The 15107-nt window shown below is 66.4% G+C and carries 1 protein-coding gene; it reads left to right on the top strand.

Translation table 11 applies throughout. The features are described 5' to 3' along the window. Window positions 1–15107, top strand: a 15107-nt coding sequence (locus tag A2J02_RS17085; RefSeq protein ID WP_156516260.1) for a non-ribosomal peptide synthase/polyketide synthase, incomplete at both ends; no start/stop codon positions are given.

The raw sequence follows: 15107 nt of genomic DNA, 5'->3' as shown, positions 1-15107 counted from the left end.
AAGACGCCTGCGACGTTCGACGTGTCGGTGTGGGAGTTCTTCTGGGCCTTCCAGGTCGGCGCATCGGTGGTCCTCGCGGTTCCCGAGGGTCATCGGGATCCGTCGTACCTGCTCGATGTCATTGCACGCGAACATGTTTCGGTGGTGCACTTCGTGCCGTCGATGATGTCGGTGTTCGCACCGGAGGCGCAGCGTAGGCCGGACGCGGGAGCGTCGCTGCGTACGGTGTTCGCCTCGGGGGAGGCACTTGCGCCCGCTACTGCACATTCGCTGCGCCGCGCGCTCCCGCAGGTGACGGTGCACAACCTGTACGGCCCGACCGAAGCTGCCGTCGACGTGACCTATCACGCGGTCTCCGACGCGGACACCGCCGTGGTGCCGATCGGTTCACCGGTGTGGAACACCGCTGTGCGCGTTCTCGATTCGTCGTTGCGGCCGGTTCCGGTCGGGGTGTCGGGAGAGCTCTACCTCTCGGGTGTCCAGCTTGCACGGGGATACGTGAGCCGACCCGATCTGACCGCGGATCGCTTCGTTGCCGATCCGTTCGCAGTCGACGGTGAGCGGATGTACCGAACCGGCGACGTGGTGCGGTGGCTGTCCGCCGGTGAACTGGAGTACGTGGGCCGGTCCGACTTCCAGGTGAAGTTGCGTGGCCTACGTATCGAACTCGGCGAAATCGAATCGGCTCTGTTGGATCTGCCCGAGATCGCTCAGGCCGTGGTGCTCGTGCGACGAGAGCAACTGGTCGCCTACGTCGTCCCCACCGACGGTCCGGTCGATGTGGACCGGGTACGCACCGCGCTACGTGAACGTCTGGCCGAGTACATGGTGCCGTCCACCGTCGTGGAATTGGCGCAGTTCCCGCTCGGCGGAAGTGGCAAGCTCGATCGAAAAGCGCTGCCCGATCCGGAATTCGAGGCAACGCCCTACCGAGCACCGTCCGATCCGGTCGAAGAGATCGTCGCGAACGTGTTCGGCGCCGTTCTCGGACTCGACCGAGTCGGTGTGGACGACGACTTCTTCGCCCTCGGCGGCAACTCGCTCGTCGCCACTCAGGTCGCCGCACGACTCGGTGCCGAACTCGGTACCACGGTGCCCGTCCGAACGATGTTCGAGGCAGGCACGGTGGCAGCCTTGGCTGCTGCGTTGGAAAGCCACGTCGGCCACGGAGCATCCGCGCCTCTGGTGGCGCAGGAACGCCCCGAACGAATTCCGCTCTCACTCGCCCAGCAGCGGATGTGGTTCCTCAACCGATTCGAGCCCGAATCGGCGGTCAACAACATCCCCGTGGCGATCCGGCTCACCGGAGCACTCGACACCGCGGCCCTGAACGCGGCGGTCGTCGACGTTCTCGACCGGCACGAAGCACTGCGCACCGTATACCCGAGTGTGGACGGAGCGGGGCACCAGGTGATCCTGCCTGCCGAATCGGTGGCACCGGACCTGACGCCCACCACACCGTCCGCCTACGGTGCGGTGGCCGACCTGATCGCTTTCGCCTCCGAGGGATTCGACGTCACCCAGTCGATTCCCCTGCGCGCCAAATTGTTCCGGGTCACCGACGACGAGTACGTGCTGGTCGTCGTGGTTCACCACATCAGCGCGGACGGGTGGTCCATGGGGCCGCTGACCCGCGACGTGATGACGGCTTACCTCGCTCGTGTGGCCGGCGAGGCTCCGCAGTGGACGCCGCTGTCGGTTCAGTACGCCGACTTCGCGCTGTGGCAGCGCGCCGTGCTCGGCGACGACGCGGACCCGAGCAGCCTGATGGCAGCACAGGCGAACTACTGGCGTTCGGCCCTGGCGGACCTGCCCAGTGAGCTGACCCTGCCGTACGACCGGCCGCGTCCTGCGGTCCAGTCGTACTCGGGCGGGCGATTCCAGTTCGACATCGATGCGGATCTGCGCGCCTCGCTCGACGATCTGGCCCGGTCGACCGGAACCACGCTGTTCATGGTGCTCCACGGTGCGCTCGCGCTGTTCCTGGCTCGCATGTCCACCTCGGACGACGTCGCGGTGGGTACCGCCGTCGCAGGCCGCGGCGAGGCCGTCCTGGACGACGTGATCGGCATGTTCGTCAACACCCTGGTGCTCCGCACCTCGGTCGATCGAAGCAAGGGATTCACCGATCTCCTCGGCCACGTTCGGGACGTCGACCTCGATGCGTTCGCACACGCGGACATCCCCTTCGAGCGGCTCGTCGATCTGCTCGAACCCGAGCGCACGACGGCCAGACATCCGCTGTTCCAGGTGGCGATCGCGTTCGAGAACCTGCCACCGAGCGAATTCCAGCTACCCGGTCTGACGGTCTCGGCGGTCGACGTCGAGGTCGACACCGCCAAGTTCGACCTGTCGTTGACGCTGCACGAGAAGTCCGACGGCACCGGTCTGTCCGCCGGTTTCCTCTACGCGCGAGACCTGTTCGACGAGAACACGATCGAGGTCTTCTCGCGTCGTTTCCGTTGGCTGCTCGAAGCGATCGTGGCGACACCGAACACCCCGGTGGGCGATCTGTCCATCCTCTACGACGACGAGTACGACCGGCTCACCCACGTCCACGGCGACGACGTGTTGGCCGGCGGCACTCTGGCCGAGATCTTCGCTGCCGGAGCCGCACTCGACCCGTCGGCGACCGCGATACGCTACGAGGGCCGCTCGATCTCGTACGCCGAACTCGATGCGACGTCCTCGCAGCTCGCCCGGGTGCTCATCGAGCGCGGGGCCGGACCCGAATCCGTTGTGGCGCTGGGATTCCAGCGCTCCTACTTCATGGTGCTCGCGGTCTGGGCAGTGGCCAAATCCGGGGCTGCGCACCTACCCGTCGACCCGACGTACCCGCAGGATCGCATCGCTCACATGGTCTCGGACTCCGAGGCCGTACTCGGGCTGACCACCCGGGCGCATTCGGATCGGCTCGCCGGCGGACAGCAGGATCCGGTCTGGCTGAGCGTCGACGACGAGGAGTTCGTGGCCGAGGTCCGCACCCGCTCTGCCGAGCCGGTCACCGACGCCGACCGCCTGCGACCCGTCACGTTCCAGAACCCCGCCTACGTCATCTACACCTCGGGCTCGACGGGCAAGCCGAAGGGCGTCGTCGTCACGCACGCCGGACTCGGCGGCGTCCTCGACGCAGCAACCGATCTCTATCACCTGAAACCGGCCTCGAGGTTCCTGCACGTCTGCTCGCCGAACTTCGATCCGTCGGTTCTGGAGTGGATGGCGGCGTTCTCCGTCGGCGCGACGTTGGTCGTCGTACCGGCATCGATTCTCGGCGGCACCGAACTGGCCGAACTGCTGAAGGCGGAGAGGGTCACTCATACGATCATCACGCCTGCGGTACTCGGCACGATGGATCCCCACGGGATCGATTCGCTCGAGGTCCTCTCGGTGGGCGGCGACGTGACCACTCCCGAACTGCTGGCCCGATGGGCAGGGGATCGGAAGTACTTCAACGGGTACGGACCGACCGAGACGACGATCATCTCCAGCTTTGCCGAGTTGACGCCGGGCGAACCGATCACCATCGGTAGACCGATTCACGGCATGTCCGTGCTCATCCTCGATTCCCGACTCGAACCGGTTCCGACCGGTGTCGCGGGTGACCTCTATCTGTCGGGTGGTGCGCTCGCTCGCGGCTATCTCGGTAGGCCGGGTCTGTCGTCCGAGCGCTTCGTGGCCAACCCGTACGGCATCGACGGCGCACGGATGTATCGCACCGGCGACGTGGTGCGATGGACCGACGATCTGCAGCTGCAGTTCGTCGGACGCACCGACTTCCAGGTCAAGGTGCGCGGCTTCCGTATCGAGCTCGGCGAGATCGATTCCGCGCTCACCGCCGTTCCCGAGGTCGACTTCGCCGTCACAGTCGGGCACGAACTGCCCTCGGGCGTCACGACCCTCGTGTCCTACGTGCTCCCGACGCGTGGTTCCGTCGTCGACGTCGACGAGTTGACCGCATTCGTCGGAAAATCATTGCCGGCCTACATGATTCCGTCGTCGATCATCGTGCTCGACACCGTTCCGCTGACCCCTGTCGGCAAGTTGGATCGCGCCGCACTTCCCGCACCGGTGTTCGAGGCCCGTGAATTCCGAGCACCCACCACCGCGGTCGAAGAAATCGTCGCCGGAGTGTTCGCCGACGTCCTGCACATCGATCGAGTGGGGCTGGACGACGACTTCTTCGCCCTGGGCGGCAATTCGTTGATCGCCACCCAGGTGGTCTCGCGACTCGGCGCGGCCCTGGACACCGTCGTGCCGGTGCGCGCACTGTTCGAGAGCTCGACCGTCGCCGCGCTGGTGGCGCACGTGGAGAGCGCTGTCGGTTCGGGCGGTCGAGCCGCACTCGTGGCGGGTCCGCGTCCCGAGCGCCCGCCGCTCTCGCCTGCGCAGCAGCGGTACTGGTTCCTCAACCAGTTCGACACGACGTCGTCGGTGGACAACATTCCGTTCGCCGTGCGGTTGTCGGGTGAGCTCGACGTCGCTGCGCTGCAGTCGGCGGTACGCGACGTCGTCGAACGCCACGAGTCTCTTCGTACCCGGTACCCGGATTCGGCACAGGGTCCGTTCCAGCAGGTGCTCCCGGCGTCCGAGGTGCCGATGGACCTCGCCGTCCGCGAGGTGGCCGGTGCGAATGTCGTTGCGGCTGTCACGGAGTTCTTCGGGCGCGGCTTCGATGTCACCGTCGAGGTACCGGTCGACGCGCGTGTGTTCCGCGTCGACGAGAACGAGCATGTCTTGGCCTTCGTCGTCCACCACGTGTCGGCCGACGGCGCGTCGATGGGCCCGCTGGCCGTCGACGTCATGACCGCGTACACCGCGAGATCTGTAGGGTCGGCCCCGGATTGGGAGCCGCTCGACGTGCAGTACGTCGACTTCGCGTTGTGGCAGCGTACCGTCCTCGGTTCCGAATCGGATCCCGATTCGGTTGCAGCGCAGCAGGTGTCGTTCTGGAAGGATGCGCTCGCGGAGCTGCCGGATCAACTGGTACTGCCTACCGATCGCCCGCGCCCGCCTGCGCAGAGTTTCCGCGGCGACGCCGTGCGGTTCACCGTCGACGCAGGCACGCACGCCGCTCTCGCCGAACTCGGACGTACCGAGCAGGCAACGTTGTTCATGGTGGTGCACTCGGCATTCGCGGTGTTGCTCGCGCGCCTGTCCGGTTCCGAGGACATCGCCGTCGGAACGCCCATCGCCGGCCGCGGCGAGCGGGCTCTCGATTCGATGATCGGGATGTTCGTCAACACTCTCGTCTTCCGGTCGACCGTCGAATCGTCGATGACCTTCCGCCAGTTGCTCGCCCAGGCCCGTGAGCGGGACCTGGCCGCATTCGCGCACTCCGACGTTCCGTTCGAGCGTCTCGTGGAGGTGCAGAACCCGGTACGGTCCACGGCGCGCAACCCCTTGTTCCAGGTGGGCCTGTCCTTCCAGAACCTCGCCGAGTCGACGTTCGAGTTGCCGGGTCTGACGGTGAGCGCCGTCGAGGCGGACGCAGTGACAGCGAAAACCGATCTGCAACTGTCGATCTCGGATCGTTACGACCAGGACGGCTCGCCTGCGGAACTGTCGGCCGAGTTCAGTTACGCCACCGATCTTTTCGATCGCGCCACGGTGGAGACTTTTGCCGATCGGTTCGTTCGCCTCCTTGCCGCAGTGGCCGAGGATCCCTCGGCCGTCATCGGCGATCTCGCCCTGCTCTCGCCCGAGGAGCACACCAGGATCGTGCGCACGTGGAACGACACCGATCACGATGTCGATGCGTCGCAGACCCTGGTATCGCTGTTCGACCGACAGGTGCAGGCGCAGCCCGACGCCATCGCGGTGGTCCATGCGGGAGAATCGCTGTCGTACGCCGAGTTCGATCGTCGAATCAACCGGTTGGCTCGCGTCCTGATCGGTGCAGGCGTCGGCCCGCAGGTGACGGTTGCCCTGGCGTTCAGGCGCTCGGTGGATCTGCTCGTGGCGATGTACGCCGTCGCCAAGGCAGGCGGGGCGTACGTACCCATCGACCCGGATCAGCCGGCGGACCGCAACGCCTACATTCTCGAGGTAGCTGCTCCCACTCTGGTGTTGAGCACGTCGCGCGACGAAGTCGACGTCGAGTCGATTCCGGTTCTGCTGGTCGACACCGATCCTCGACTGCTGGGCGCCGAGGTCTCGGACGCGCCCGTCACCGACAGCGAGCGCACCTCGCCGCTGCGGCCTGCGAACACCGCGTACGTCATCTTCACGTCCGGATCCACCGGTCGCCCCAAGGGCGTCGCGGTCGGTCATGCCGCCATCGTCAACCAGTTGCTCTGGCAGAGCGCCCATTACGGGCTGGGCAACACGGACCGGGTACTGCTCAAGACTGCCGCCACCTTCGACCTGTCCGTGTGGGAGTTCTGGGTCGCCACCGTCTCCGGTGGTGCGATCGTGTTCGCCGACGCCGAGGGCCACCGCGATCCCGCCTACCTCGTCGATCTGATGGACCGTGAATCGGTGACGACACTGCACACCGTGCCGTCCGTGCTCGACGCATTGGTCACGGCGTCGGCGGGAGTCCTACCCCGGCACTTGAGCCGGATCCTGGCGATCGGCGAGGCGCTGCCGGTCGCGACGGCCGAGCGCGCTCTACGCAGTTCTGCTGCGCGACTGGACAACTTGTACGGACCGACCGAGGCAGCGGTGTCGGTGACCGCGCATCGAGTGTCGACCGTCGACGGCACCACCGTTCCCATCGGTGGCCCGGAGTGGAATACCCGTGTCTACGTGCTGGACTCGCGTCTGGCTCCCGTTCCGGTCGGCGTCGCCGGCGAGCTCTACCTCGCGGGTGCGCAGCTGGCCGACGGTTACTTCGCGCGGCCGGATCTGAGCGCCGAGCGTTTCGTCGCGGACCCGTTCACCCCAGGTGGCCGCCTGTACCGCACCGGTGACCTCGTGTCCTGGCGCGCCGACGGCGAACTGGAGTACGTCGGCCGTACCGACTTCCAGGTCAAGATTCGCGGTTTCCGTATCGAACTCGGCGACATCGATGCCGCTCTCGGAACGCTCGACGAGATTCGTGACGTCGCCGTGATCGCTCTCGCGGACACAGGATCGGGCGCACGGCTCGTGGCCTACGTCGTGCCGACAGTCGGTGCCACGGTGGACGCCGACACCTTGCGCACAGCTCTCTTGGGTCTGCTGCCGTCGTACATGGTTCCGTCGGCTTTCGTGATTCTCGATGCGTTGCCCCGCAACACGAACGGGAAGCTGGACCGACAGGCGTTGCCGGAACCGCAGTTCGAGACAGCCGAGTTCCGCGCACCGACCAACCCGGTGGAAGAGGCCGTCGCGGCGGTGTTCGCCGAGGTGCTCTCGGTGGAGCGGGTCGGTCTGGACGACGACTTCTTCGCGCTCGGCGGTAACTCTTTGATCGCCACCCAGGTGGTCTCCCGGCTGGGTGCGGCGCTCGATACGCAGGTGCCCGTTCGCTCGATCTTCGAGTCTCCGACGGTGCAGACGCTCGCACGCGCCATCGAGTCCGAGGTGGGTACCGGTGCGCGCCGGGCACTGACGGCTCGAACACGACCGGACACGGTGCCGCTGTCGATGGCCCAGCAGCGCATGTGGTTCCTGAGCCAGTTCGATCCGACGTCCGCCGTGAACAACATCCCGGTCGCAATTCGGTTGTCCGGCAGCGTCGATGTCGATGCACTCGTCAGCGCCGTGCACGACGTGCTGGCGCGCCACGAAATTCTGCGCACCGTGTACCCGGAGGTCGACGGGCGAGGCCAGCAGGTTGTGCTCGGTACCGCGGAGTCCGGCGTGACGGTTGTCGTCGACGACGTGGACGAGAGTTCGATCGAGCAGTCCCTGCGCGACTTCGTGTCCACGGGATTCGATGTGACCCGAGGGGTCCCGGTGCGAATCCGGATCCTGCGGGTCAGCGAGACCGAGCACGTATTGGCATTCGTCGCCCACCACATCGCCGCGGACGGGTTCTCGATGGGACCCCTGACGCGCGACGTCATGGTGGCCTACACCGCCCGTGCCGCGGGGGAGAGCCCCCAGTGGGCTCCACTTCCGGTGCAGTACGCGGACTACGCGCTCTGGCAACGCGAGGTACTCGGTTCCGAGGACGACTCCGATTCGCCGTTGGCGAAGCAGCTCGCCTACTGGACATCGGCTCTGGCCGGTGCCCCGGCGCAGCTCGACCTCGCGACCGACCGGCCGCGCCCGGCGGTGGCGTCGTATCGCGGTGCGGCATACAACTTCTCGATCGACTCGACCCTGCAGTCGAACATCGCTCGGGCCGCCCGGGCCGGAAACGCCACGAATTTCATGGTGGTGCACACCGCGCTCGCGGTGCTCCTCGGAGCGATGGCGGGAACCGACGACGTGACGATCGGAACCCCGGTCGCCGGCCGCGGTGACGCAGATCTGGACGAGCTCGTCGGCATGTTCGTCAATACGCTCGCCCTCCGTACCGCGATGAACCCCGCGGCAACGTTGCGCGAGCAACTCGCCGCGGTTCGTGAGGCCGACCTGGGTGCCTTCGGGCACGCCGACGTGCCGTTCGAGCGGCTCGTCGACGAGCTGGCCCCGGACCGCTCTCAGGCTCGTCACCCGATCTTCCAGGTCATGTTGACGTTCCAGAACCTGAACCGTCAGACGTTGGCCCTGCCCGGTCTGAGCGTCGAGGGAATCGATCTCGGCAGCGCCTTCGCAAAGTTCGACCTGCAGGTGACGCTGTGGGAGAACGTCGACCGATCCGGCGCTCCAGCCGGCATCGACGTCCAATTCGACTACGCCACCGATCTTTTCGACGAGTCCAGCATGGCGTCTCTCGGGCGACGGCTCGTCCGGGTTCTGCACGCGCTCACCGAGGCACCGGACGCAGTCGTCGGCGACATCGACATCCTCGAGGAGGGCGAACGCACTCGCGTCCTCGAGGAATGGAACGCCACCGCGCACGAGGTGGATCCCGGCGCAACTCTGGTGTCGCTGTTCGAGGCCCGAGTTGCGGCGTCTCCGGACAACATCGCCACGAGCTTCGCCGACGATCGAGTGACGTACCGCGAATTCGCCGAGCGGGTCAACGCGCTCGCGCGTCTGCTCATCGCCGAGGGAGTCGGCCCGGAAACCGTGGTGGCCACGGCCATGCGCCGCTCGATCGACATGCTGACGGGTATCTACGCCGTGCTCGCCGCCGGTGGTGCCTACGTCCCGGTCGACCCGGATCTGCCGGCCGAACGGATCGGCTACATCCTGGACACGGCGGCACCGGTGGTGTTGCTCACGACCGAGCACGACGACACATCTCTCGAGACCGACGCCGCCAGGATCCTGGTCGACACCGTCGACACGACAGGTCTGTCCACGGCACCGGTGACCGATGCCGAGCGAACCGCACCGCTGCGGCCGGCGGACACCGCGTACGTCATCTTCACCTCCGGCTCCACCGGTCGCCCCAAAGGCGTTGCGGTCAGCCACGAGGCCATCGTCAACCGTCTGCTGTGGATGCAGGACGAATACCGTCTCACCGAGCAGGACAAGGTGTTGCAGAAGCCGCCGGTCACGTTCGACGTATCGGTCTGGGAACTGTTCTGGCCGTTGCAGATCGGAGCCGAACTCGTCATCGCGGTGCCCGACGGCCACCGAGACCCGGCATACCTGGTGAGCACCGTCGCCGAACGCGGCATCACGGTCGCGCACTTCGTCCCGTCGCTGTTGGCCGTGTTCGCCGCCGCGGACGGTGTCTCGAACTGCACCGGCCTGCGTGCGGTGTTCGCGTCCGGTGAGGCGCTGCCCGCATCGGTGGCGGCTGCCCTGCGTACTGCTCTGCCCGCAACCGAACTGCACAACCTGTACGGACCGACCGAGGCCGCAGTCGACGTCATCTACCACCGCGTCAAGCCGACCGACATCGCGTCGGTCCCCATCGGTGCTCCGGTCTGGAACACCCGAGTCACCGTGCTCGATGCACGCCTGCACCCGGTTCCGGTCGGGGTACCCGGGGAGCTGTATCTCGCCGGGCGGCAACTGGCCCGCGGATACCTCGGCCGTCCGGACCTCACCGCCGACCGGTTCGTCGCCGACCCGCACGGCAGTGCCGGTTCGCGGATGTATCGCACCGGAGACCTGGTTCGCTGGAACGCAGACGGCGAGCTCGAGTACCTCGGCCGCACCGACTTCCAGGTCAAACTGCGAGGCCTGCGGATCGAGCTCGGCGAAATCGAAGCCGCGTTGACCGCAGATCCGTCGGTCGACCAAGCCGTGGTTCTCGTGCGCAGGACGCCGTCGGCAGGTGAACTACTGGTCGGGTACGTCGTTCCTGTCGCCGGGGAGACGATCGACACCGCAGCGGTCACCACCTCGGTTGCCACCCTGGTTCCGGAGTACATGGTGCCGGCCGGGCTCATAGTGCTCGATGCCCTCCCCCTCGGGCCGAACGGCAAGCTGGACCGCAGAGCGCTACCCGAACCGGAATTCGGCAGCGATGCCGAATTCCGTACGGCGACAACCGACACCGAACGCGTCATTGCCGAGGTCTTCGCAGACGTTCTCGGCCTCGACACCGTGGGCGTCGACGATTCGTTCTTCGCGCTCGGCGGCGACAGCATCGTCTCCATTCAGTTGGTCTCTCGCGCCAAGGCGAGAGGAATCCAGTTCGGCCCACGAGATGTGTTCGAGCGCAAGACCGTTGCCGGGCTGGCCGAGGTGGCTGTCATCGTCGGTGAGGGCAGTGACGCGGTCGTGCTCGAGGAACTCGACGGCGGCGGCGTCGGCTGGATGCCGCTACCCCCGTTCGGTGTGGCGATGATCGAGCGCGGCGGAGGCTGGTCGCGGTTCCATCAGGCCGTCACACTGGAGCTGCCGCTCGGCATCGACCGAGCCGGGATTCTCGCCACGGTCAACGCAGTGGTCGATCGACACGACGTGCTGCGCTCGACCCTGGTGCACGACGACCGGGGCTGGGGTCTGGATGTTGCGGGCGCCGGTGCCGTCGACGTGGATGCGTTGCTCGTCCGGGCCGATACCGATTCGGCTGCAACAGTATTCGACGGTGCAGTCGGAACGCTCGACCCCACGGCCGGGCGCATGCTCGCCCTCGTCTGGGTCGATCGAGGACCCGAGGAAGCGGGCACGCTGACCGTCGCCGCGCACCACCTCGTGATCGACGGAGTGTCGTGGCGAATTCTGGTCCCCGACTTCGTCTCCGCCTGGGCTCAGGTGTCCGGGGGAGTGGACCCGAGCCTGCCCGAGGTCGGAACCTCGATGCGGCGGTGGACCCATGCATTGGTCGACGCGGCAGCGAGCGAAGCGCGGCTGGCCGAGTTGCCGTTGTGGCGCTCGATCGCCGACACCGAGGATCCCGTGCTGGGCGACCGACCTTTCGACCCCGCGGTCGACGTCGTCGCGACGCTCGAACGGGTGAACATCGAGCTGGCACCCGACGTCACGCGCACCTTGCTGACCACGGTTCCGGAGATCTTCCGCGGCGGTGTGGGCGACGGGTTGCTGGCCGGACTCGCTCTGGCCGTCACGAGACTGCGATCCGAGCGCGGCGTCACCGCACCGGCGACACTGGTGCAGCTCGAAGGCCACGGCCGTGAGGAAGCGGTGGTTCCCGGAGCCGATCTGGGACGCACCGTCGGCTGGCTGACCAGCCTGTTCCCCGTCCGCCTCGACCTGACCGGAATCGACGTCGACGCTGCGTTCGCGGGTGGACCGCAGCTCGGCGACGCCGTCAAGGCCGTCAAGGAACAGATGCTGGCGCTGCCCGATCGAGGCATGGGTTGGGGACTGCTCCGTTACCTGAACTCCGAGACAGCTGCGGAACTTGCGGAACTCGGGACCGGACAGATCAGCTTCAACTACCTGGGTCGCGTCGACACCGGCGAGGTCCCGGACGAGATGAAGTCGCTCGGCTGGTTGCCTGCCGCCCACGGTGAGCTCTCCGCGCCCGGTGATGCCGACATGGCCGCGAACAAGACGATCGACATCAACGCGATCGTGCTCGACACCGACGAGGGTGGGGTCCTGAGCGCGAGCGTCGCATTCCCCACCGGCGCCGTGTCCGCGGACACGGTCGAACGTCTCGCCGGGCTGTGGTCCGATGCATTGTCGGCACTGGCCACGTACGCCGAGGCACCCGGCTCGGGTGGCTTGACCCCGTCCGACGTTCCGCTCGTGCGGCTCTCACAGCCCGACATCTCGTCGTTCGAGGCGCGGTACCCGGAGCTGACGGACATCTGGTCGCTGTCGCCGCTGCAGCAGGGATTGCTCTTTCACGCACTGTTCGCGGACGCGTCGATCGACGTCTACACCATGCAGGTCGTACTCGACCTGGCCGGCGAGGTGGACGCCGAACGGCTGCACCGCGCAGCGCAGACACTGCTGGATCGGTACGAGAATCTGCGTACCTCGTTCACCGCGACTGCGGGCGGCGAGACTGTGCAGATCGTCCAGCAGAACGTTCGTCTGCCCTGGAACACACTCGATCTGTCTCAGCTCGACGGGCTCGAACGCGACGCTGCCGTAGCCGACGCACTGGCCGCGGATCAGCGACGACACTTCGACGTGTCCACGGCACCCCTGCTGCGGTTCCTGCTCGTCAGGATCACGCCGACCACGTACAAGCTCGCGATGACCAATCATCACGTGTTGCTCGACGGATGGTCGTTGCCGCTGGTGATGAAGGAACTGCTGTACCTGTACGCGGCGCAGAGCTCCACGGCGTCGATGCCTCGCGTGCGGTCGTACCGCTCGTATCTGGCGTGGCTCGATCGACAGGATCCGGCCGTATCGCTGAGCGCGTGGACCCGGGCACTGGACGGTGTCGAGGAACCGACCTTCGTCGCTCAGCCGAGCGTCGGACGAGAAATCTCGTCCAGATCGGCCGAGGCGGAGAAGTCGGTCGATGTCGACACGACAGCGGCGCTGGCAGCGCTCGGTGGCCGGCTCGGCGTCACCGTCAACACGCTGGTGCAAGCGGCGTACGGACTGTTGATCGCGCACGTCACCGGCCGCACCGATGTCGTGTTCGGCGCCACGGTCTCCGGTCGTCCCGCTGCTCTTCCCGGCGTCGAATCGATGATCGGGCTGTTCATCAACACCATCCCGGTGCGGGTGCGCTTCGATCCCGCCGACACGGTGGAGAACTACCTGGTCCGGATCCAGGGTGAACAAGCAGATCTTCTCGACCACCACCACGTGGGACTGGTCGACATCCAGCGGGCGATCGGCGTCGGCAATCTGTTCGACACCCTGACCATCTTCGAGTCCTACCCGGTGGACGAAGCACACCTGACACAACAGGCCGCGGCCATCGACGGCATGACCGTCGAGGGCGTGAGCTCCAACGACAACACCCACTATCCGCTGACGTTGCTGGTCGTGGCCGAGGATCGAATCTCGTTCACGCTCAAGTACATCAGCGATCTGTTCGACGCTGCGTACGTCGACTCCATTCTGTCCCGGCTGGTCGGTGTTCTCGAGACCTTCGTCTCCGACACCACTGCGGCGGTCGGCGATATCGATCTGCTCGGCTCGGCAGAACGAACTCGAGTGATCGAGACGTGGAACGACACCGCACACGATGTCGACGCAGGCGTCATGCTGACCGGGCAGTTCCGGGCGCGAGTGGCCGCGAACCCGGATGCTCCGGCAGTGGTGTTCGAGGACGCGACCGTCACGTATGCGGAGTTCTCGGACCGAGTGAATTGCCTTGCGCGACACCTGGTGTCTCTCGGTGTGGGGCCGCAGTCGCTCGTCGCACTCGGGATGCGGCGCGGAATCGACCTCATGGTCGGCATGTACGCCGTCCTCGAAGCCGGTGGTGCCTATGTGCCCATCGATCCGGACCACCCCGCGGATCGCATCGAATACATCCTCGACACAGCCGAGCCGGTGGTTGTGCTCTCCACCAGTCACGATCGGGAAGGTCTACCGGAGCGTTTCCCGATTCTCGTACTCGACACCGTCGATCTCACCGGGTACCCGAACGGTGCCTTGACCGACGCAGATCGACTGGCACCGGTGCGTCCTGGAAACACCGCCTACGTCATCTTCACCTCGGGCTCGACGGGACGCCCCAAGGGCGTGGCCGTGTCGCACCGTGCCGTCGTCAACGAGATGGCCTGGATGGTGCACCAGTACTCGCTCGACGAGAACGACGTCTACTTGCAGAAGACCGCCACGACATTCGACGTGTCGCTGTGGGGCTTCTTCCTCCCACTCCAGGTCGGTGCGAGCGTCGTTCTCGCCACCCCCGACGGCCACCGCGACCCGGCGTACGTCGCCGATCGGATCGCTCGGCACAAGGTGACCGTCACGGACTTCGTACCGTCGATGCTCACGGTGTTCGCCGCTTACGCCACCGAGGACCAGTGCCGTTCGCTTCGGCATGTGTTCGTGGTCGGTGAAGCGCTTCCGCCGGAAACGGTGACCGACTTCCGTGCGATCACCTCTGCTGGGATCCACAACCTGTACGGACCCACCGAAGCTGCTGTGACAGTGACGTTCTGGGAGACCGAGCCGGAAGATGTATCGACGGTTCCGATCGGTGCGCCGGAATGGAACACCCAGGCCTACGTCCTCGACGGCAGGCTGCATCCAGTGGCCGCAGGGACCGCGGGTGAGCTGTATCTGGCGGGTACCCAGCTCGCCGACGGATATCTCGGCCGCGTCGACCTGACGATGGACCGCTTTGTCGCGAACCCGTTCTCGGCTGCCGGCGAGCGCATGTATCGCACCGGAGACCTCGTCCGATGGCGGTCGGGCCCCGACGCTGTGGGGGTACTCGAGTACATTGGGCGCACCGACTTCCAGGTCAAGTTCCGTGGCCAGCGGATCGAGCTCGGTGAGATCGAGACCGCGCTGTTGGCCCATCCCGACGTCAACCAAGCCACGGCCGTGGTGGCGACCAACGGTGCCGGCGACCAGCTCGTCGGATACGTGGTGCCTGCACCGGGCAGCACACTGGACCCGGCCGAGGTACGCACCTTCGTCGGCGGCGCACTGCCGAAGTACATGGTGCCGGCGACGGTGATGGTGCTCGCCGAATTCCCTCTGAACACCAGCGGCAAGCTGGACCGAAAAGCACTGCCGGAGCCGGTGTTCGAGGTTCGCGAGTTCCGTGCTCC

It is taken from the genome of Rhodococcus sp. EPR-147, assembly GCF_001647185.1.
Classification (GTDB): domain Bacteria; phylum Actinomycetota; class Actinomycetes; order Mycobacteriales; family Mycobacteriaceae; genus Rhodococcoides.
This window is presented reverse-complemented; position numbering and strand designations above follow the sequence as displayed.